This is a genomic window from Actinomadura sp. BRA 177 (assembly GCF_013372625.1).
GTDB lineage: Bacteria > Actinomycetota > Actinomycetes > Streptosporangiales > Streptosporangiaceae > Spirillospora.
Window position 1 is genome coordinate 1 of record NZ_JABXFD010000410.1, and the last position, 18,564, is coordinate 18,564.

At 70.2% G+C, this 18,564-nt stretch carries 26 protein-coding genes; 11 read left to right on the forward strand and 15 right to left on the reverse strand.

The window, feature by feature from the left end; translation table 11 throughout:
• The 3 genes from HUX53_RS24775 to fahA form a co-directional block, all read left to right on the forward strand.
• A partial coding sequence (locus HUX53_RS24775; protein WP_217919856.1) for a hypothetical protein occupies window positions 1–413 on the forward strand: 413 nt, incomplete at its 5' end.
• A gap of 28 nt (window positions 414–441) precedes the next feature.
• Window positions 442–1,188 (forward strand): hypothetical protein, encoded by a 747-nt coding sequence (locus tag HUX53_RS24780; protein ID WP_176405625.1) that lies wholly within the window; start codon window positions 442–444, stop codon window positions 1,186–1,188.
• Window positions 1,185–2,402 (forward strand): fumarylacetoacetase, encoded by a 1,218-nt coding sequence (gene fahA / locus HUX53_RS24785; protein WP_176405626.1) that lies wholly within the window; start codon window positions 1,185–1,187, stop codon window positions 2,400–2,402. The genes HUX53_RS24780 and fahA overlap by 4 nt, the downstream gene beginning before the upstream one ends.
• Here the strand turns inward: fahA and ispF are convergent.
• Together ispF and HUX53_RS24795 are read right to left on the reverse strand one after the other, a co-directional pair.
• Window positions 2,399–2,860 (reverse strand): 2-C-methyl-D-erythritol 2,4-cyclodiphosphate synthase, encoded by a 462-nt coding sequence (ispF, locus tag HUX53_RS24790; protein ID WP_176405627.1) that lies wholly within the window; start codon window positions 2,858–2,860, stop codon window positions 2,399–2,401. The genes fahA and ispF overlap by 4 nt on opposite strands.
• 34 nt (window positions 2,861–2,894) lie before the next feature.
• On the reverse strand, window positions 2,895–3,377 hold the full coding sequence (locus tag HUX53_RS24795) for a CarD family transcriptional regulator (protein ID WP_176405628.1): 483 nt from the start codon (window positions 3,375–3,377) through the stop codon (window positions 2,895–2,897).
• A gap of 351 nt (window positions 3,378–3,728) precedes the next feature.
• Here HUX53_RS24795 and HUX53_RS24800 point away from each other — a divergent pair, with 351 nt between their 5' ends.
• Together HUX53_RS24800 and HUX53_RS24805 are read left to right on the forward strand one after the other, a co-directional pair.
• A complete protein-coding gene (locus HUX53_RS24800) occupies window positions 3,729–4,499 on the forward strand; it encodes a hypothetical protein (RefSeq protein WP_176405629.1) in 771 nt (256 codons plus the stop codon).
• A 232-nt stretch (window positions 4,500–4,731) separates the two neighbouring features.
• Window positions 4,732–5,592, forward strand: coding sequence for a hypothetical protein (locus HUX53_RS24805; protein ID WP_176405630.1), 861 nt, complete (start codon window positions 4,732–4,734; stop codon window positions 5,590–5,592).
• 52 nt (window positions 5,593–5,644) lie between these two features.
• Here HUX53_RS24805 and HUX53_RS24810 read toward each other — a convergent pair whose 3' ends face one another.
• Window positions 5,645–6,325, reverse strand: a complete 681-nt coding sequence (locus HUX53_RS24810) for a response regulator transcription factor (RefSeq protein WP_176405631.1) — start codon at window positions 6,323–6,325, stop codon at window positions 5,645–5,647.
• Window positions 6,322–7,524 carry a cell wall metabolism sensor histidine kinase WalK gene (locus HUX53_RS24815; protein WP_176405632.1) on the reverse strand — a complete coding sequence of 401 codons (1,203 nt, stop codon included), beginning with the start codon at window positions 7,522–7,524 and terminating at the stop codon, window positions 6,322–6,324. Before HUX53_RS24815 ends, HUX53_RS24810 begins: the two co-directional genes overlap by 4 nt.
• 165 nt (window positions 7,525–7,689) lie before the next feature.
• On the opposite strand from HUX53_RS24815, the gene phoU reads away from it, so the two are divergent.
• The gene (phoU, locus tag HUX53_RS24820) at window positions 7,690–8,352 is read left to right on the forward strand and encodes a phosphate signaling complex protein PhoU (protein ID WP_176405633.1); all 663 of its coding nucleotides are present in this window, start codon (window positions 7,690–7,692) and stop codon (window positions 8,350–8,352) included.
• 12 nt (window positions 8,353–8,364) lie between these two features.
• On the opposite strand, the gene HUX53_RS24825 is transcribed toward phoU, so the two are convergent.
• Both HUX53_RS24825 and HUX53_RS24830 read right to left on the reverse strand, forming a co-directional pair.
• A complete protein-coding gene (locus HUX53_RS24825) occupies window positions 8,365–8,631 on the reverse strand; it encodes a hypothetical protein (RefSeq protein ID WP_176405634.1) in 267 nt (88 codons plus the stop codon).
• A 42-nt stretch (window positions 8,632–8,673) separates the two neighbouring features.
• Window positions 8,674–8,976 (reverse strand): hypothetical protein, encoded by a 303-nt coding sequence (locus HUX53_RS24830; protein WP_176405635.1) that lies wholly within the window; start codon window positions 8,974–8,976, stop codon window positions 8,674–8,676.
• 360 nt (window positions 8,977–9,336) lie between these two features.
• Between HUX53_RS24830 and HUX53_RS24835 the strand changes: the two genes are divergently transcribed.
• Window positions 9,337–10,170, forward strand: a complete 834-nt coding sequence (locus tag HUX53_RS24835; RefSeq protein WP_176405636.1) for a hypothetical protein — start codon at window positions 9,337–9,339, stop codon at window positions 10,168–10,170.
• Window positions 10,171–10,187: 17 nt separating this feature from the next.
• On the opposite strand, the gene HUX53_RS24840 is transcribed toward HUX53_RS24835, so the two are convergent.
• The 4 genes from HUX53_RS24840 to HUX53_RS24855 all read right to left on the reverse strand — a co-directional run bounded on the left by HUX53_RS24840 (window position 10,188) and on the right by HUX53_RS24855 (window position 12,411).
• A complete protein-coding gene (locus HUX53_RS24840) occupies window positions 10,188–10,817 on the reverse strand; it encodes a hypothetical protein (RefSeq protein ID WP_176405637.1) in 630 nt (209 codons plus the stop codon).
• Window positions 10,807–11,010 carry a hypothetical protein gene (locus HUX53_RS24845; RefSeq protein WP_176405638.1) on the reverse strand — a complete coding sequence of 68 codons (204 nt, stop codon included), beginning with the start codon at window positions 11,008–11,010 and terminating at the stop codon, window positions 10,807–10,809. Before HUX53_RS24845 ends, HUX53_RS24840 begins: the two co-directional genes overlap by 11 nt.
• Before the next feature lie 268 nt (window positions 11,011–11,278).
• Window positions 11,279–11,551, reverse strand: coding sequence for a DUF397 domain-containing protein (locus HUX53_RS24850; RefSeq protein ID WP_176405639.1), 273 nt, complete (start codon window positions 11,549–11,551; stop codon window positions 11,279–11,281).
• A 26-nt stretch (window positions 11,552–11,577) separates the two neighbouring features.
• Window positions 11,578–12,411: a helix-turn-helix transcriptional regulator gene (locus tag HUX53_RS24855; RefSeq protein WP_176405640.1), complete on the reverse strand. Its 834-nt coding sequence runs from the start codon at window positions 12,409–12,411 to the stop codon at window positions 11,578–11,580.
• 175 nt (window positions 12,412–12,586) lie between these two features.
• Between HUX53_RS24855 and HUX53_RS24860 the strand changes: the two genes are divergently transcribed.
• Together HUX53_RS24860 and HUX53_RS24865 are read left to right on the forward strand one after the other, a co-directional pair.
• Window positions 12,587–12,847: a hypothetical protein gene (locus HUX53_RS24860; protein ID WP_176405641.1), complete on the forward strand. Its 261-nt coding sequence runs from the start codon at window positions 12,587–12,589 to the stop codon at window positions 12,845–12,847.
• Window positions 12,844–13,251, forward strand: coding sequence for an ATP-binding protein (locus tag HUX53_RS24865; RefSeq protein ID WP_176405642.1), 408 nt, complete (start codon window positions 12,844–12,846; stop codon window positions 13,249–13,251). Before HUX53_RS24860 ends, HUX53_RS24865 begins: the two co-directional genes overlap by 4 nt.
• Before the next feature lie 9 nt (window positions 13,252–13,260).
• Here HUX53_RS24865 and HUX53_RS24870 read toward each other — a convergent pair whose 3' ends face one another.
• Window positions 13,261–13,617: a hypothetical protein gene (locus tag HUX53_RS24870; protein WP_176405643.1), complete on the reverse strand. Its 357-nt coding sequence runs from the start codon at window positions 13,615–13,617 to the stop codon at window positions 13,261–13,263.
• Window positions 13,618–13,955: 338 nt separating this feature from the next.
• Here HUX53_RS24870 and HUX53_RS24875 point away from each other — a divergent pair, with 338 nt between their 5' ends.
• Window positions 13,956–14,300 carry a hypothetical protein gene (locus HUX53_RS24875; RefSeq protein ID WP_176405644.1) on the forward strand — a complete coding sequence of 115 codons (345 nt, stop codon included), beginning with the start codon at window positions 13,956–13,958 and terminating at the stop codon, window positions 14,298–14,300.
• A gap of 31 nt (window positions 14,301–14,331) precedes the next feature.
• Here the strand turns inward: HUX53_RS24875 and HUX53_RS24880 are convergent, their stop codons facing one another.
• The 3 genes from HUX53_RS24880 to mshA are packed head-to-tail and all read right to left on the reverse strand — an operon-like array spanning window position 14,332 to window position 16,988.
• Entirely contained in the window at window positions 14,332–15,156 is an 825-nt protein-coding gene (locus HUX53_RS24880; RefSeq protein WP_255205603.1) for a phosphoglyceromutase, read from the reverse strand.
• 27 nt (window positions 15,157–15,183) lie between these two features.
• The gene (locus HUX53_RS24885; protein WP_176405645.1) at window positions 15,184–15,675 is read right to left on the reverse strand and encodes a YbjN domain-containing protein; all 492 of its coding nucleotides are present in this window, start codon (window positions 15,673–15,675) and stop codon (window positions 15,184–15,186) included.
• Window positions 15,672–16,988 (reverse strand): D-inositol-3-phosphate glycosyltransferase, encoded by a 1,317-nt coding sequence (mshA, locus tag HUX53_RS24890; protein WP_176405646.1) that lies wholly within the window; start codon window positions 16,986–16,988, stop codon window positions 15,672–15,674. Before mshA ends, HUX53_RS24885 begins: the two co-directional genes overlap by 4 nt.
• Window positions 16,989–17,122: 134 nt before the next feature.
• On the opposite strand from mshA, the gene HUX53_RS24895 reads away from it, so the two are divergent.
• Window positions 17,123–17,881 carry an SDR family NAD(P)-dependent oxidoreductase gene (locus HUX53_RS24895; protein ID WP_176405647.1) on the forward strand — a complete coding sequence of 253 codons (759 nt, stop codon included), beginning with the start codon at window positions 17,123–17,125 and terminating at the stop codon, window positions 17,879–17,881.
• On the opposite strand, the gene HUX53_RS24900 is transcribed toward HUX53_RS24895, so the two are convergent.
• Window positions 17,869–18,330 (reverse strand): hypothetical protein, encoded by a 462-nt coding sequence (locus tag HUX53_RS24900; RefSeq protein ID WP_255205604.1) that lies wholly within the window; start codon window positions 18,328–18,330, stop codon window positions 17,869–17,871. The two genes, HUX53_RS24895 and HUX53_RS24900, sit on opposite strands and share 13 nt — an antisense overlap.
• Window positions 18,331–18,564 lie beyond the last annotated feature (234 nt).

Consider the following 18,564-nt stretch of genomic DNA (forward strand, 5'->3'; position numbering starts at 1 on the left):
GACGACAGGCTGCCCCCGTACCCGACGTCCTCCCGCGCGCCCCTGCCGACGACGAGCCGGGTGGGTACGTGCGCGCGCGGGAGGACGTCGGGTACGGGGGCAGCCTGTCGTCCGAGCCGGCGCCGCCGCTGGACGCGCTGCCAGAGCCAAGGCTGCCGCTCGACCCGGTTCCGGCGCTGCTGCCGACGGACGTCGAACTGGTCCGCGGCCGTGACCGGGAGGACGTGGAGGAGCGTCCCGTGGCGTCCACGACGCGTCCCGACATCGTGATCCCCGGCGCCGACGAGGACCTGCACGACGCCCCGCCCGCCGACCGCGCCGAGGACCCCGACGCCGGCGACCCGCAGGCCAAGGACTGGAACCCGCCGCCGTCCAGCAACTTCCGCAGCGGCCCCACCCCGCCCGCCGACTAGCGGGACGGGTCCGGGGTAGTGGCCCGGCATGAGCGCCTTACTCGCTCGGCTCTTCGACGACGCCGCGCTCTTCCCGCCGGAACGCGCCCCGATGGACGAGGCGCTCCCCGCCTACCGCGAGGCCGTCCGGAACCCCAGCACCGGACGGCTGCGGTGCCCCGCGTCCCGCTTCGCCGAGTTGCGGACCCATCTCGTCCCGGAGGACCTGCTCGACCTCGTCCTCGTCGCGGACACCGGGATCGAGGAGCTGCCGAAGGCGCTGGACGCCGTCCGGGCCGAGCCGCGCGTCCGGCCGTCCGCGATGGAGATCGCCGTGCCCGGGGACGCCGACCAGGCGCGAGCCGTCGCCGTGATGCTCGCGCGGCTGCCGTCCGACGTCCCCGCGCGCATCGAGGTGCGTCTTTCGCCCGGCTGGCGGGACGCGCTGGACCGCATCGCCGCAGCCCGCGACCTCGGCACACCGCTCGGCACCACCACCGCAACAGTGTCGGCAGCGTTCATCACGGCGTGCGCGGAACGCGAGCTTCAGTTCACCTGCGCGGGCCAGGGGTTCTTGAACGTCCTGCTGGCCACCGCGCAGGCCGCCGCCGGTGAGGCCGACATCGGTCGAACACTCCAACGCACCGACGCCCCGTCCCTGGCCACCGAGGTCCAGGACCTCTCGGACGACGCCGTGCAAGCCACCCGAAACCTCCTGGTCGCGGTCAATGTCCGCAATCTCGACGTCTTGGGCCTGATCAGAACGCCGGACACGGGGAAAGATATGTCTCCATGACGACCGTTTCGTGGGTTGAGGTCGATGAGGACGCGGGGTTCGGCATCGAGAACCTGCCGTACGGGGTGTTCGCGCGCCCCGGTGAGCTGCCGCGCGTCGGCGTGGCCATCGGCGACCGCGTCCTGGACCTGGCGGCGATGTCCGCCGCCGGGCTGGTCGAGGACCGCCACTACTTCGCCTCGGGTTCGCTGAACGCCTTCATGGTCGCGGGACGTCCCGCCTGGCAGGCGAACCGGGAGCGGGTGACCGAGCTGCTCACCGACGCGTCCTACCGGGCGCAGGTGGAGCCGCACCTGATCCCGGTCGCGGACGCGGAGTTGCTGCGGCCGTTCGAGGTCGCGGACTACGTCGACTTCTACTCGTCCGAGCACCACGCCACCAACGCGGGACGCATGTTCCGGCCGCAGGGCGACCCGCTGACGCCCAACTGGAAGCGGCTGCCGGTCGGCTACCACGGCCGCGCGGGGACCGTGTACCCGTCGGGCACGCCGATCATCCGGCCGTCCGGTCAGCGCCGCGCGCCCGGCGACCAGGAACCGTCCTACGGCCCGTCCCTTCGCCTGGACTTCGAGGTCGAGGTCGGGTTCGTCGCCGGCGTCCCCTCCTCGGCCGGACGCGGCGTCCCCACGAGCGCGTTCCGCGACCACGTGTTCGGGTTCGTCCTGGTGAACGACTGGAGCGCGCGCGACCTGCAAGCCTGGGAGTCGCAGCCGCTCGGCCCGTTCCTGGGCAAGTCGTTCGCGACGTCGATCTCCTCATGGGTGGTGCCGGTCGCCGCTCTGGAGCCGGCGCGCGTGTCGCCGCCCGTCCAGGATCCGGCGCCGCTGCCCTACCTGCGATGCGACGATCCGTGGGGCCTGGACCTGCACCTGGAGGTCCTGATCAACGGCCAGGTGGCGGCTCGCCCGCCGTTCGCGTCGATGTACTGGACGTCCCCGCAGCAACTGGCCCACGCCACCGTGAACGGCGCCCCGCTCCGCACCGGCGACCTGTTCGCCTCGGGGACGGTCTCGGGCCCGGACCGCGAGCAGCGCGGCTGCATGCTCGAACTCAGCTGGAACGGCCAGGAGCCCCTGTCACTGCCCGACGGCACAAAGCGCACATACCTGGAGGACGGCGACACGGTGACGCTCCGCGCCCAAGCCCCGGGCGCCTCCGGCTCCCGCATAACCCTCGGCGAAGTAACCGGCACCATCCACCCCGCCCAGCCCTAGAGGACGAGGGCGGTGGCGATCGCTGCCAGGCCTTCGCCTCGGCCTGTTAGGCCTAGGCCGTCTGTGGTGGTGGCTGAGATGGTTACCGGGGCGCCGGCCAGGGCCTCGGTCAGGGTTTTCTCCGCCTCCGCGCGGCGTTTGCCGATCTTGGGGCGGTTGCCGATGATCTGGATGGCGACGTTGCCGATGGTGAAGCCCGCTTCGGTGACGCGGCGGGCGACCTCCTGGAGGAGGTCGACGCCGGAGGCGCCGGACCAGCGGGGGTCGGCGGTGCCGAAGACGGCGCCGAGGTCGCCCAGGCCGCAGGCCGACAGGAGGGCGTCGCAGGCGGCGTGCGCGGCGACGTCGCCGTCGGAGTGGCCGGCCAAGCCGTGGCCTTCGCCCGGCCAGTCGAGGCCCGCGACCTTGAGCGGGCGCGGGGTGGACGAGAACGGGTGGACGTCGGTACCGACGCCCACCCGTGGAAGCCGTGTGCTCAACTCGGCCGGCCGCTCAGCTGGCCAGGACCTCGTCCAGCAGGGCCTCTGCCTTGTCCTCGTTGGTCTTCTCGGCGAGCGCGAGCTCGCTGACCAGAATCTGCCGCGCCTTGGCGAGCATCCGCTTCTCACCCGCGGACAGGCCGCGCTCCTTGTCGCGCCGCCACAGGTCGCGGACGACCTCGGCGACCTTGTTGACGTCGCCGGACGCCAGCTTCTCAAGGTTCGCCTTGTACCGGCGCGACCAGTTGGTGGGCTCCTCGGTGTAGGGTGCGCGAAGCACCTCGAACACCTTCTCCAGCCCCTCCTGGCCGACGACGTCCCGGACGCCCACGTCCTCAACGCTCTCAACCGGGACCCGCACCGTCAGGTCACCCTTGTCAACCTTCAGAACCAGATAGGTCCTGTCCTCACCCTTGATGGTGCGAGTCTCGATGGCCTCGATCCGAGCAGCCCCATGGTGGGGGTAGACGACGGTGTCGCCGACCTGGAAAGTCATGTGACAAGTACCCCTTCCGCTAGAACCAGGGTACCACGGAAACGAGCGTGGCTGAACCGGCCTTCCAGACAAATGCCCAGGTCAACGCCATATTGGGGTATTGACAAAGCCCTTTAATGGTGCATCGGCGACCAGTTCCCCGTACTCAGCGTAGCCGATAGATCACCTGGACCCCGTCCGAACGCCATTACCGGTAAGGGGAGCCCCGTTACAAGCATCCGTCCCGCCCGCCGCGCGGATGCGTTCCATACTGGAGGTGAGCATGCCGGGCCGCGCGGGTACGAAGCGCCCGGAAGGCCCCGAATAGGACGGCGGCCCGTGGGCACGCGAGCGGGGAGGGGAGGTGCGGCGGTGAGGCCGGACGGCGGCGACTCCGAGCCCGACGACTACGGGCTCCCGCGCATTGACGTCGTCGTGCCCGACGACGCCCGCGAGCTCGAGCGCGACATGGCCGCCTACCACCGCGAGGAGCGGCGCCGGCGCCGCCACGCCCGGGTCCGGCGGTTCGTCCACCCGGTGACCCGGTTCGGCGTCGCGATCCCGATCATCGCGGGCGCGCTGCTGGTCGCGCTGCTCAGCGGCGTGCTCATGACGGCGTTCGGCCCGCGTCCCGTACCCCGCCCGACGGGCGCGCAGCTCGCGCCCCGGCCGTCCGCGAGCCCCGGCAAGATCGGCGGCCTGCTGCCGGACGAGCAGGTCGTCCAGGCGGACGGCAGCACGTCCACCCCGCTGCGCGACCTGCGTCCCGGCGTGATCGGCATCGTCCCGCCCGCCTACGAGTGCGAGAACGTGGTAGCCGACCTCGCGGGCGAGACGCGGCAGTACAAGCTCAACTTCTGGCTCGTCGCCGACCCGCGTCCCGCCGGTGACCGGAAGGCGACGTCGCTGAAGGAGCTGCGGGCGTGCGTCGGCACCGCCCACGACGGGACGCCGCTGATCCTCGAAGACCGGGCCGGCGTCCTCGCCGCCGCCTACGCCCCCGCGCCCGGCACGCGCGGCCCGACCGGCACCGGCCTGACCGCCGTGTTCGTGCAGCCGGACGGCATCGTCACCGAGATCGTCCACGCGCCGCAGCCGGGGCCCGAGCTCACCGGCCGGGTCGAGTCCCTCGGCACCGGCTGACCGGCACCGGCTGACCGGCCGGGGAGCTGGCCCCGAGGAGCCGGACCGCCCAAGGAGCCGGATCGCGGCGCACGGGACGCATGTTCCGCGCGTTCGCGAGCATTGTTCAGGCCATGTGCGAGCGTGTCGGCCACCCCGGAGAGGGATCCGCGGCAGGGTCTCGCTACGCTTCCTCTGGCGTATCTCACGCCACTCTCACTTTCTGCTGACACTTCGCGAGGAGACCGACGCCGTGATCCGAAACAGCCGTCGAGTGGTCGTGCTCGCCGTCGCGGGCGCCGTCGCGATCGCGCCGGTGATCTCCGGCTGCGGCGCCGGCGAGACTCCCCAGTCCGCCTACCCGACCCGCCTGTCCGAGGGCGTCAACGTGACGGTCCCGAAGGACAAGCCGGAGGCGTCGCAGATCGACCTGCGCAACATGTTCCTGCTGGGCCCGGGTTCCGGTGAGCCGACCAAGCCCGGCCAGGCCATGCCGCTCTACGGCGTGCTGATCAACCAGGTGGAGGGCAGGGAGGACCGGCTGGTCGCGGTCAGCTCGCCGGCCTTCAGCGGGGCGAAGATCGCGGGCGGCACCATCACGCTGCCGCCCGCCGCGCCGGACGGGACGGGCAGCATGGTCAAGCTGCTCGGCAAGCCGTCGGCGCAGAGTCCCGCGGCCACTCCGTCCGGCTCCCCCACGGGGACCGGGAGCCCGGAGCCCACCGCCGGCACCGGCGCCACGCCGAACCCGTCCAGCACCCCGACGTCGCAGAACACGGCCGGCCCGGAGGAGAGCCCGCTGCCGGTGACCCCCGGCACGGGCGAGCAGCCGCTGATCGTGCTCAACGGGCTCACCCAGGAACTCATCGCGGGGTCGACCGTCCCGGTGCGGCTCCAGTTCGAGCACGCGGGCGCGGTCGAGTTCCAGGTGCCCGTCGTCCCGCACCAGCAGGACTACCTCACCTACCCGCTCGCCACCCCGTCCGCGCCGGCGTCCGGCAGCCCGACGCCGGGGGCGACGGGCCCGTCCGGCAGCCCGAGCCCCGGCGCGTCCGGCGAGCCGACCCCGGGCGCCACGCAGACGCCCGGCGGAACCGAGACGCCCGCCGCCTGACCCTTCGCACGTATAGAACGGCCCGTCCGCACTCCGGACGGGCCGTTCCGCGTCACGGTTCGAACTTGTAGCCCAGCCCCCGCACGGTCACGATGTACCGCGGCGCGGACGGCGTCTCCTCGATCTTGGCGCGGAGGCGTTTGATGTGGACGTCCAGCGTCTTGGTGTCGCCCACGTAGTCGGCGCCCCACACGCGGTCGATCAGCTGCATCCGGGTCAGCACCCGCCCGGCGTTGCGCAGCAGCACCTCCAGCAGCTCGAACTCCTTCAGCGGCAGCTGGACGGGCTCACCGCCGACGCTCACGATGTGCCGTTCCACGTCCATCCGGACCGGGCCGGCCTCCAGCGTCGCGGGCGCGGGCTCGTCCACCTCGCCCTGCCGGCGCAGGACGGCCCGCATCCGGGCGATCAGCTCGCGGGTGGAGAACGGCTTGGTGACGTAGTCGTCGGCGCCGAGCTCCAGCCCGACGACCTTGTCGACCTCGCTGTCCTTCGCGGTCAGCATGATCACCGGCACGTTGGACTTGGCGCGCAGCTCCCGGCACACCTCGGTCCCGGGCAGCCCGGGCAGCATCAGGTCGAGCAGGACGAGGTCGGCGCCGTTGCGCTCGAAGATGTCCAGCGCGTCGGGGCCGGTGGCGGCGACCGCCACCTCGAAGCCCTCCTTGCGCAGGTTGTACGACAGCGCGTCGCTGAACGACTCCTCGTCTTCCACGACGAGCACGCGGGTCACTGTTCTGCCTCCCGGGCGGTGTTGTGCGGGGATTCCGCTGCGGCCGGACGGGGACGGGACGGCGCGTCGAGCAGCGGCAGCCGGATCGTGAACGTCGACCCGTGCCCCTCCTTGCTCCACACCGTCACGTCGCCGCCGTGCTTGCCGGTGACGTGCTTGACGATGGCGAGGCCGAGCCCGGTGCCGCCGGTCTGCCGGGAGCGGGCCGGGTCGACCCGGTAGAAGCGCTCGAAGATCCGGCCGATCTCGGTGTCGGGGATGCCGATGCCCTGGTCGGTCACGTTGATCTCGACCTGCCGGTCGTCGCACCGCCGCGCCGACACCACGACCCGGGTGCGCTCGGGGCTGTAGGCGACGGCGTTGTCGACGAGGTTGCGCAGCGCGGTGACGAGCAGCTCCTGGTCGGCGCGTACCCGCAGGTCCTCCTCGCCGCCGGACGCCAGCTCGATCTCCTTCGCGGACGCCTTGAACTGGCAGCGTTCGAGCGCCTCCACCATGACGTCGTCCAGCGCGACGGCCTTCATGTCGGGCAGCGGCTCCTGCCCCTGGACCCGCGACAGCGTCATCAGGTCCTGGACGAGGTTGTTGAGCCGCACCGACTCGTACTGCATCCGCCCGGCGAACCGGCGGACGGCCTCCGGGTCGTCGGCGGCGCCCTCGACGGTCTCGGCGAGCAGCGACAGGGCGCCGACCGGGGTCTTCAGCTCGTGGCTGACGTTCGCCACGAAATCACGCCGTATCGCCTCCGTGCGGTGCATGTCGGTCAGGTCCTCGGCGAGGACGAGGACGAGGCCGTGCGACCCGAGCGGCGCGACCCGCACCGCGAACCAGCGGCCGTCCGCGCGGCTCCGCACGCTCATCGGCCCGACCTGGATCTCGGTCTCCCGGATCTCCCCGTCCCGGCGCACCAGCCGGGTCATCGCGAGGACCTCGTCCACGACGAGGCGGTCGCCGCTGACCAGCCCGTACGCCCGCGCGGCGGAGCTGGCGCGCAGCACCCGGTCCTCGCCGTCCACGACGACGGCGGACGACCGCAGAACGCTCAGCACCGACGCGACGCCCGGGGGCAGCGTCCCCGCGGGGGCCGCCGGCACCCGCGTCCGCTGGGCTCGCTCGCTCACACGCACCGCGAATCCGGTCGTGAGCCCGATCGCGAGCCCGGCGAGCCCCGCGAGGCTCGCCACAATCTCGACCTCCACACCTCGGATCGTAAGCGGCTTTGCGACCCGCCCTTCCCCACCGCCCTGGTCAGGATGCACCGTTAGCCGAAAGTTCGCCTTCCCCTCCGGGCCCGTTCACGGCGGCGGGGCATGCTGTGTCGTGGGCGAGTCCGCCCTGCCCCCGTCCCCTGCGAAGGACTTCAATTGCGCGACGCCTACCACGAGGAGCTCGACTCCCTCACCGACAGCCTGGTGGAGATGACCCGCCTGGTCCGGTCCGCCATGGCCCGCGCGGTGACCGCCCTGCTGGACGCCGACCTGCGGCTCTCCGAGGAGGTCATCAGCGGTGACGAGCACGTCAACAAGATCGACGCGGACATCGAGGCGACCGTCTTCGACCTGATGGCGCGGCAGCAGCCCGTCGCCGGCGACCTGCGCACGCTGATCACGGCGCTGCGGATGGGCGGCGACCTGGAGCGGATGGGCGACCTCGCCGTGCACATCGCCAAGACCGCCCGCCGCCGGCACCCCGAGTCGGCCGTCCCGCCGGAGCTGCAGGCGACCGTCCTGGAGATGGGGCAGATCGCCGAGCGCATGATCGCGAAGACGGGCAGCGTGATCGCGTCCCAGGACGTGGAGATGGGCCTCGAACTGGACGCCGACGACGACCAGATGGACCGCCTCCACCGCCGCCTGTTCGACATCCTGCTGTCCCCCAAGTGGAAGCACGGCGTCGAGCCCGCCGTCGACATCACCCTCGCCGGCCGCTACTTCGAACGCTTCGCCGACCACGCCGTCCACGTCGCGGAGAATGTCGTCTACCTGGTGACAGGCCAGCGCCCCGAAGAGATCACCGACCTCTCGTAACCCCTCGCGCGGTCAAACCGCCCAGGCGGGCGCGAGGGCGATGGTGAGGCCGTCCGCCAGGACGGGCCCTAGCACGGCCGGCGCGATCAGGTACACCCGAGCCTTGAACCGCGCCCGCCGGACCGTCGTCTCGCGCTCCGGTAGCAGGCGGTTCGGCGCGCGGCGTCCGGGAAGTCGTTGCCTCGTGGAATTCCGGACGGGGGCTCTGGCGTGCCTGACGGCGGGCGCCGCCGCGGCGGAGGCGGCCGCGCTGCACGCCGCCGGCATGGGGTCGATCACGGGCATCGCCCCGCACGCCCTCGCCCCGCCGCCGTTCGGCACCTACCACGACCTGCGCTGGGTGTTCGTGTTCCACTCCTCATGGGCGGCGTTCGGCGGTGAACTGGTCGCGCTGCTGATCTTCCGGACACAGCTCAACACCGTCCTGACCCTGCTGGCCTGGCCGTCCTCCGTGCCGCGTCCGGAATTCAGCCGGCTGCTGGGGTCGCACGCCCTGGGCACGGTGCTGCTGATCGTGGTGCTGTCCCCGTGGGTGACGCTCGCGGCGATGGGCGCCGGGACGAGCCTGTCATGGTTCGTGATGAGCTCCGTCCTGGGGGTCGGCGTGACGGCGCTGATCCTCAACCGGGCCGGGCTCGTGCCTGGCTGGTGGCGCCACCCTCCGACCCTCGTCCCGCTGGGCCTCGCGTTCCTGACCTTCCTCATGCTGAGCGCGGCGTCCACCGCGATCAGCCTGACGCCCGGCTGGTGGGCGGTTCCGGTGGCGGGAGTGTGGGGTCTCGCCAACACATGGCTGTGGAGACGTCTGGTGCACACCCTTGCGGGCAAGCCCCTCCCGGTCGTCCCGGCATTCATCACACCCTTGGCGCTCGCCCTTATCCCGCTGCTGCTCCTCGGCATCGGCGGCCACCTGATCGGCCTCTCCCAGTCACTTCGGGTCAGGGAGATCACACCGACCACCTGGCGCCCACCGGCGGCCGTCAGGTGCTGGTCGTCGACGGCTACGGCAGCCACTACACGGGCCAGCGGATCCACGGCTACCCGTCCTGGATGCACTTCACCTACTACTCGTACCGCGGCCAGTACCCCGATGGCGCGCCCCTGCCGTACGGGCCGAACGCCACCCACCAGTCGGTGGACATCCTCGCCCGCCGCCTCGCCGACCAGATCAACGACCTCCACAAGCGCACCGGCGCCCCCATCGGCGTCATCGCGCACAGCGAAGGCACCGTCGTCTTCCGCGCCTACCTGCGCGAACACCGCGACCCGCCGGTGGACACCGTGGTGCTCCTGAGCCCGCTCGTCCGCCCGGTGCGGATCTACTACCCGCCCCGCTCCACCGACAGCTGGGGCGTCGGCCTCGGCTGGGAGGTGCGCCTCCTGGCGATGCTGTCCCGCTGGCAGACGGGCTCGACGGTCAGCGCGGACGAGCCGTTCGTCCGCTCGATCCTCGCCGCGGGCCCCTACTTCCGGAACAGGATGCTCTGCCCGGTCCAGGGCATCCGGATAGTCGCTTTCCTGCCCACCGCGAGCGCGGCGGCCGTCCCCCCAGCAGGCCACCTGTCGAACGTCCCCGTAGTGGAGATCCGCACCGTCCACGGCGCACTAACCGACCACGGCGCCCTACGCGACACCATCCTCGCCACCCTGACCGGCGGCCCCCTACCAACCCAAGACCTAACAAGCTACGAACTAGTACAAGGCGCCGCCGCGGGCTGGCAGGCCCCATCCCTGCCCCTCGCCTACGTCCCCACCTGGCGCTCGAACCAGTCCCCAGACGCGCCCCTCACCAACACAAGAGCCTGCGACCCCCCGTAAACCGGGGACTCTGAGGTTCAGAGATTTCGCCGCTTCCCTGGCCGCCTCGGCCTGGTCTTCGTGTCCGGCTTAGGCGCGACCGCCGGTGCCGGCGGCGGTGACTGGCCCCACTTCCGGAACGCTTCGAAGTCGGCCTGCCTGGTTGCCAGCACGTGGTCCCAGTCGTCCGAGAGCGACTCGACCTGCAACTCCTCGATGCAGTGCCGGATCACACCTTCAAGCGACAGCCGGGCAGTGGGGATATGCAGCTTGTTGTGCAGCACCACGTCCTTCGCCAGTTGAGTGTGTCCCAGATGGATGTGCGGGCCCTTTACCCTGCCCTTCGGGTGCCAGTGGTAGGACACGACGCCCTCGCCGCTGCTGTTCTGCACCTCGTAGTTGTAGGCGTGGGTGGTGACCCGCCACGGTTCTCGGCCGGGCTCCTCCACCGGGATGATCTCGTAGTTCATCTGGACGCGTAGCAGTAGTTGCTGGACGCCCTTCAGCTTCACGGCCTCGTCACGGTTCAGGGTGAGGCCGTGGACCCGACCAGCGGTGTTGTATCCGCCCTCAGAGAGTGTGATCTTGGCTTTGACTACGCAGGCGAGCGTGTCCTGCAGGGGGGCGAGGAAGGCTTCGACGGCCTCGCGGGGGTTCCTACCTGGCAAAGGGGATCAGCATGGCGACGTCGGCGACGGCAGGATCGTCGGAGTCGTCGTAGTAGCCGCGGTCCCAGCGGGCGAGGAACTCTTCCCCGGAGATGTTCAGCCGCCTGCGGGCGGCGTTGTCGAGCATGGAGGCGCCGTCGGCCCGTGAGACCTCGTCGACTTCGACGTCAGTGTGATGGCGTGTTTCGGGCATGGTGTCCTCTTCCTTGCCTGTCGCGCACGTACACGGGGCGTCAGCCTGTTCCAAAGATGTTCCCTGAGGGTCGCAACTCTAGGCGCTACTTAGCGTGATCGTTTGGTACTTGCTGGTAGTGACCGCACTGTGTCCTCATCCGGCCAGCAGCATGAGGCAATTGTCTGGTTTGTTCACAGTACCCCAAGCCAACCGAACCAGATTCGGAAACCTCCCGTGCCCGCAGGTGCCGACCACCAGCCATCCCACCAGTGGAGTTCACGTCAGCTCAGCGGACGGGAGCGGTGAACTCCTCGATCAAGCGCGCCGAGTCGAACTCCCGCAGGCGAACACCGTCCAGGAACGCATCCCACTCGGCCACCGTGAACACCTGCGGCTCCCGCTCCGGGTTCTTACTATCGCGGACGAGCACGACGAACTCCTCGTCCACCTTGTTCGCCGCCCCGCAGTCACGGCCCCGGGCTACAGCGACCTCAACGCACTGGCCGCCGTTGTTGCCGCTCAAGGAACTCTTGCGCCAGTTGACAGCGGTCAGGTCCATGATGGGCACTCCTTGCTCAGTCCTGCCTATGTCAGCTCTGCAGCCACCGCACGAAGCATCTCGATCGTCTGGTTCGGGTCGAGCGCACGAGCACGCAAATGGTCGGATATCAGCCTATACGTGTCAACCTCGTCCGCTTTCTGGATGTACAGGCAACTGGTCTGCTGTTCCATGTACACCTTGTCGGGGTCGTCGGCTCCACGGAACTTCAGAAGCGTGAACGTGCCATGCATGGCACCGTGCTCCCCAGCCGAGAACGGCAGGACCTGGAGGGTCACGTTACGGAGTCGGGCCAGCTTGATCAGGTGCTCGATCTGCTCCCGCATGACCCCACGGCCGCCCACGAGACGCCGGATCACCGACTCGTTGAGAACGGCCCAGAATTCAAGCGCGTCATCGCCTCCCAGACGCGCTTGTCGAGCGGCCCTCACCGTGACCTTGTCGGCGATCTCATCGTCCGTATCTGCGGACGGCGCGGTCGACATGATCGCCCGTGTGTAGTCCTCGGTCTGCATGACGCCTGGCACGAACTCAGCCTCGTACTGGAAGACGTGCGATGCGGACGCCTCCAGGACGACGTAGACCTGGAACCACTTCGGGATGGCACCGGAGTACTGGTGCCACCAGTCGGGTTCGCGAGCCAGCCGGGCCAGTTCGAGCATCGCGTCCGCCGCATCGCCTTCGACCTTGTACAGGCCCAGCAGGCGTTTGACGTCCCGGACCAGGACGCGGCTCTTGTCGTTCTCGATCCGGGTCAGTTTGCTCTCGTTCCAGCCCATCTCCTCGGCCACGGCTTCCTGGCTGAGGCCGGCCTGCCCGCGGAGGCTCCGGAGTTCCCGGGCGAGACGGGTGCTGGCCACGGTCGGAACGTGCCTGCCTGGCGCCATCGGAGTCCCTCGATCCATCAAGCTATTTAGCGACCTACAAATACGCTCTTGCGTTCATGCTCTTCGACGTGCATCCTAACGACGGCAGGTTGACCGCGCAGCGTAATTAGCAAATCACCCATAGTGGCCACAATGAGGAGAATGTCCGATGACGGGGCGCGAGGTGCAGTTGCTTCACCTGGTGGTGCTCGCCGTCGAGTTGGACGTCCTCGGGCGGTCCTGCGCGATCGCGCTCAACCGGTACGACATGCCGGTCCTGTACGTGCCGAGGGGCACGGAGACCTTGAAGATCAAAGCGGAACTGCGAGGCGAGCAATGGTTCTACGCGTGGGGGCGGAGTCCCTCGAACCGGATTCCGGTGGACGGGCGGGCGGCACGGGGGATCGCCGCGACGGTGGCGGCGCCGTGACGGGGCGCTTCCTCGGGCTCATCGTCTTCCCCGGGACCGTCGAGGAGGTGCCGGACGCCCGGCACTACGTCCGAAGCCTCCTCGCCCGCAACGGTTCGCCCGCCATCGCCGGCGACGCGGAGCTGCTGGCCTGCGAGTGCGTCAGCAACGCGATCAGGTTCACTCGCAGCGGCGCCAGAGGCGGCCGGGTCGCGGTCAAGCTGCTGGGGCTGGACGACGCCCTCCGTGTCGAGATCCTGAACGAGGGCGGCGCGTCGTCCATCCCGGCCCCGCGCGGCAACCCCGACTCCGACGAGGCCGAGAGCGGTCGCGGTCTGCACCTGATCGACGCGCTCGCGAAGGAGTGGGGCAGCATGTCCTACGGCCCCGGCACCCTCACCTGGTTCACCATCGCCCGCACCTGACGACGTCGTTCACGGCCAGAGCCAGTCCGGGGAGGCGGAGAGGGCGATGGCGTCCGCCAGGATCGGGACCACGAGCGTCGTCGCGATCAGTGCGCAGCGGAGCTTGAATCGTGCGGGGCGCAGGGTGAAGACGGTCGCGATCGTCGTCACTGCGGGGACGACGGCGATGGCCAGGAAGATCTTGGCGAACAGGGGGCTGCCCGGGCAGGACGCCTCGGCGCAGGAGGCCGGGCCGCCGAACACCAGGCCGGCCATCAGCAGGTTGGCCAGCGTCAGCACTCCCCCGAGGAAGATCACCACGGGCAGGGTGAGCCAGGTGCCCAGCGAGATCTCGTTGGTCGCCCGGGTCCCGGTCTGGTGAGTCACCCTCGGCCTCCTCTGCGGTCACGTCCATCGTGGCCTCGGCGGTCGCGGACATGGCAGGGCGCTGATACTCATTTCGGGCCGCCGCGACTACTCAGCCGCCACCCCCGCGGCGTTGACTTGCGGCGTGTTGTGGTTCTGGGCGGGCGGATGACAACAACACGCCGCAAGTCAACGGAGCGGGGGCTCGGGGTTGGAGAGGGGCGGGGGCTTGAGATCATGGGAGCCCCGAGCTTGGCGTGGGCGATATGGCGTTCGTTGTTATCGGCACTGTGGTGGCCTTCGTGGCCTGGACCATCGCGACGCAGTCATGGGCCATCGGACGGGTGTGGGGGCCTGTCGTGCGTAAGGCAAGGGGACGTACCTGGCTGGCCGCCGTGTTGTCGGTCGTCCTCTACATCACCGGACTGCTCGCGTTCGGCCTGGTGTGGGGCGTGGCGCATGCGCTGGTCGGCGGGCTCGCCGCGAAAGTGGTGGTGCTGCTGTTGATCGTGGCGTACACGCCGGTGGCGATGATGCCGATCCCCGACCGGGCGTCGTCCCCTTACCGGGACGTCCGGCGGGGCCTGGTGAAGGCGGGGGCGACCCGCAAGCAGGCGCGGGCCTCCGCGTGGGCGACCGGGCCGCTGACGTTCGCCGGGATGGGCGTCATCGGCGGTGCGTTCATGTACGTGTTCGTGGTGTGAGGGACCGGCACCGCCGATCCCTCACGCCGGGTCACTTCTTGCGGCCGCGCCTTGACTTTTCCTTCTTGGCGTCCTTGGCCGGCGGGGTCGGGGGCTTGGGGTCGCCCTTCTTGGCGGCGCCCTGGTTCTTGACGGCCTCGATGGCGGCCTTGGCGGCGGCCGGGTCGAGGTACTCGCCGCCGCGCTTGAGCGGGGCGAAGTCGTCGTCCAGCTCGTAGACGAGCGGGATGCCGGTCGGGATGTTGAGGCCGACGATCTGCTCGTCGGAGATCTCGTCCAGGTGCTTGACGAGCGCGCGGAGCGAGTTGCCGTGCGCGGCGACCAGGACGGTCTTGCCGACGGCCAGGTCGGGGACGATCGCGTCGTACCAGTAGGGCAGCATGCGGTCGACGACGTCGGCGAGGCATTCCGAGCGCGGGATCAGCTCGGACGGCAGTTCGGCGTAGCGGAGGTCGTTGACCTGGGACAGCGGGTCGTCGTCCTTGATGGGCGGCGGCGGGGTGTCGTAGGAGCGGCGCCAGGTCATGAACTGCTCTTCGCCGAACTCCTCGCGCGTCTGCGCCTTGTTCTTGCCCTGGAGGGCGCCGTAGTGGCGCTCGTTCAGCCGCCAGGAGCGCTCGACGGGGATCCAGAGGAGGTCCGCGACGTCCAGGGCGATGTTGGCGGTGCGGATGGCCCGCTTCAGCAGCGAGGTGTGCACCACGTCCGGGGTGATGTCGGCGTCGAGCAGCAGGTCGCCGCCGCGGGTCGCCTCGCCTTCGCCCTTCGTGGACAGGTCGACGTCCACCCAGCCGGTGAACAGCCCTTCCGCGTTCCAGACGCTTTCGCCATGCCGGAGCAATACCAAGGTCGCCATGACTCAGAGCCTATCGGCCCGGACGGGTCACTCGCGGTTGGCCGGGTCCGCGAAGGAGGCGAACGCCTGGAGGTTGGCGAGGCTCTCGCCGCGCTTGACGCGCCAGTCCCATTCGCGCTGGATGGACGACTTGAACCCGCGTTCGAGGGCCTTGTCGAAGTTGTCGTCGGAGTAGGTGAGGACACAGCCGAGGATGCGGTCGATCTCGTCCGGGGAGATGGCCTCCAACGGGAGCTTCCCGACGAGGTGGACGTCGCCGATGTCGTCCAGCGCGAACGCCACCCCGTACATGCGGCCGTTCTTCTCCAGGAGGAACCGGTAGAAGTCGGCGTGGTTCTCGTCGGGACGGCGGCAGAAGAACGCCTCGACGTGCAGGGAGTGGTCGCCGACGATCAGCCACGTCATGGTGGCGAGCTTGTGCTGGCCGGGGAGCTTGACGAAGAACGCGTTCTCGCGCGGCTCGTCGAACTCCAGCTCCGCCGCCTTGAGCGTCTCCCTGATGGTCTCGACCGGGCTCACGCTGAGACCTCCGCTGCTACGGGGACGGCCGGAATCGACATGGCACCGGTATACACGTCGAGGAGGCGGTCGACGGTCGCGTCCCAGCCGAAGCCGTCCGCGTGTCGGACGGCGCCGCGCGCGAGGCGGGCGTGCAGGCCGGGTTCGGCGTGCAGGCGGCGCAGGACGGCGGCGTAGTGGGCCGGGTCGTGGCCGGGGATCAGCACGCCGGACTCGCCGTCCGCGACGGCCGTGCACAGGCCGCCGACGCGGGAGGCGACGACGGGCGTCCCGCATGCCTGCGACTCGACGGCGACGAGCCCGAACGACTCGCTGTGGGACGGGATGACGGTGACGTCCGCGGCCCGGTACCAGTCGGCCAGCTCGTGCTGGGGGCTCGGCGGCTCGAAGCGCATGACGTCGGAGATGCCGAGGTGGGCGGCGAGGCGCTGGAGCCCTTCGGGGCGGCAGCGGCCGGAACCGGACGGGCCGCCGACGACGGCGACGACGAGCTTCGAGCGCAGCGCCGGATCGTCCGCGAGCATGCGGGCGACGGCGCGCAGCAGGACGTCCGGCGCTTTGAGCGGCTGGATGCGTCCGACGAACAGCAGCACGTAGGCGTCGCGCGGCAGGCCGAGGCGGCGGCGGGCGGGACCGGTGCGATGCGGGAGGAGTCCGGTGCTGCGCGCCAAGATGGGCGACTCGGGACGGAACAGGGAGAGGTCGACGCCAGGGGACACGGTCGCGACGCGCGAGGGGTCGGCGTCGTAGAGGGCGACGAGTTCCTGGGCCTCCTCGTCGGTGTTCGCGACGAGCTGGTCGGACGAGGCCACGACCTGCTCCTCGCCGAGGACGCGCTCGGCCGGCTCCGGCTTGTCGTCGTCCGCGAGGGCCGCGTTCTTGACCTTCGCCATCGTGTGCATGGAGTGGACGAGCGGGACGCCCCACCGCTGCTTGATCGCCTGCCCGGCCTGCCCGGACAGCCAGTAGTGCGTGTGCAGGAGGTCGTAGTGGCCGGGGTCGTGGGACGCCTCGACGCGCAGGGCACCCGACGTGAAGCCGCACAGATGCCGGGGAAGTTCGGTCTTGTCCAGTTCCTCGAACGGCCCGGCGACGACGTTCCGGACGAGGACGCCCGGCGCGAGTTCGACGACCGGAGGCAAGGCCCGCGACGTCGCGCGGGTGAAGATATCGACTTCCACGCCCCGCGCCGCCAGCCGCTTGGCCACCTCGACGATGTAGACGTTCATGCCGCCCGCGTCGCCGGTACCAGGTTGGTCGAGGGGGGAAGTATGAACACTGACCGTCGCAACCCGGTTGATACGACGCGACACTGCACACCACCTCCGGTAGTGCAACCTATCGACCGTGTTAGGTGTTCCCTCAGCAAGGGGGACAATCGTGACTTCCCGCCACAGTGATCGACCTCACCGGCGGCCCGTCGTCAGACACCTGGGACCCTGGACGCATGCGTAAGACCGCGATAGTGACCGGAGCAAGCAGCGGGATCGGGGCCGCCACGGCGAAGCGCCTGGCGGCGGAGGGGTTCAACGTCGTCCTCGCGGCACGGCGCCACGACCGCTGCGACGCCCTCGCCAAGGAGATCACCGAGACCGTGCCGGGCGCCGGCACGGTCGCGGCGGTCACCCTCGACGTGACGTCGCAGGAGTCGGTGGACGCGCTCGCGGCGGCGGTCGGCACCTGCCACGTCCTGGTCAACAACGCGGGCGGCGCCATCGGCCTCGACAGCGTCGCGACCGCCGACCTCGCCGACTGGCAGGCGATGTACGACACGAACGTCCTGGGCCTCGTGCGGGTGACCAAGGCGATTCTGCCGAAGCTGATCGAGAGCGGCGCCGGGCATGTGGTGAACGTCACCTCGCTCGCCGCGCACGTCCCGTACGAGGGCGGCGGCGGGTACAACGCGGCCAAGCACGCCGCCTACGCGGTCAACGACGTGATGCGGCTGGAACTGGTCGCCGAGCCCGTCCGCATCACGGAGATCGCGCCGGGGCTGGTGAAGACGGAGGAGTTCTCGCTGGTCCGGTTCCGCGGGGACGAGGAGCGGGCCGCCAAGCCGTACGAGGGCGTCCCGGAGCCGCTGGTCGCCGAGGACATCGCCGACTGCGTCGCCTGGGCCGTCACCCGTCCGCCGCACGTCAACATCGACCGGATCGACGTCCAGCCGCGCGTGCAGGCCGCTCCCTACAAGCTTTACCGGGAGTAAGGGGCCACTGCCGCCCAGGGCAGGGTGACCTCGCCGAGGCGCCACCGGTTTCGTCCGCCGAACGGAGGACGCGTAAGAACCGGGTGGGTCTGCGCCAACAGCGACACGGCCTCGACCCAGCGCGCGCGGGGGCCGAACGCCGAGTGCGGCGCGGCCATCGCCCAGCAGCGGTCGAACGCGGTCAGCAGAGCGTGGACGGGCTCGCCCGGCACGTTCCGGTGGATCAGCGTCTTCGGCAACCGCTCGGCCAGCACGGACGGACGTTCCAGCGAGCGCAGATGGGCCGCGAACGTAATGGTCTGGGGACCGTCTTTGGTGAGGGTCACCCAGACCGCGCGCCGCCCGATCTCGTCGCACGTCCCTTCGATGAGGACGCCCGTGGGTGCCAGGCGCGCGCGCAGATCGTCCCATGCGCGCCACGCCTCCGACTCGTCGTACTGCCGCAACACGTTGAACGCCCTGACAAGCACAGGCTGCCGAGGAACAGGCAACTCAAACCCACCCCGCCGAAACGACAACCCCTCAAACCCCACACCAACACCGCTCACCCCCGCTCCCGCTTTGGGGGTCTTAGCCCCTGCGCGGTCTCCAACTCCTTTGGGGGTTGCGGCTCCTTTGCAGGCTTTGGGGGCTGCCCCTTATACACCTCTGACGCCGCCGACGAAGAGGACAGCGCAACCCCC

Excerpts from the sequence above, each read along its gene's own strand:
- HUX53_RS24780 (WP_176405625.1), top strand. The coding sequence starts at position 442 with ATGAGCGCCTTACTCGCTCGGCTCTTCGACGACGCCGCGCTCTTCCCG.
- fahA (WP_176405626.1), top strand. The coding sequence starts at position 1,185 with ATGACGACCGTTTCGTGGGTTGAGGTCGATGAGGACGCGGGGTTCGGC.
- HUX53_RS24795 (WP_176405628.1), bottom strand. The coding sequence starts at position 3,377 with ATGACTTTCCAGGTCGGCGACACCGTCGTCTACCCCCACCATGGGGCT.
- HUX53_RS24845 (WP_176405638.1), bottom strand. The coding sequence starts at position 11,010 with ATGCCCGAAACACGCCATCACACTGACGTCGAAGTCGACGAGGTCTCA.
- HUX53_RS24850 (WP_176405639.1), bottom strand. The coding sequence starts at position 11,551 with ATGGACCTGACCGCTGTCAACTGGCGCAAGAGTTCCTTGAGCGGCAAC.
- HUX53_RS24860 (WP_176405641.1), top strand. The coding sequence starts at position 12,587 with ATGACGGGGCGCGAGGTGCAGTTGCTTCACCTGGTGGTGCTCGCCGTC.
- HUX53_RS24880 (WP_255205603.1), bottom strand. The coding sequence starts at position 15,156 with ATGGCGACCTTGGTATTGCTCCGGCATGGCGAAAGCGTCTGGAACGCG.
- HUX53_RS24895 (WP_176405647.1), top strand. The coding sequence starts at position 17,123 with ATGCGTAAGACCGCGATAGTGACCGGAGCAAGCAGCGGGATCGGGGCC.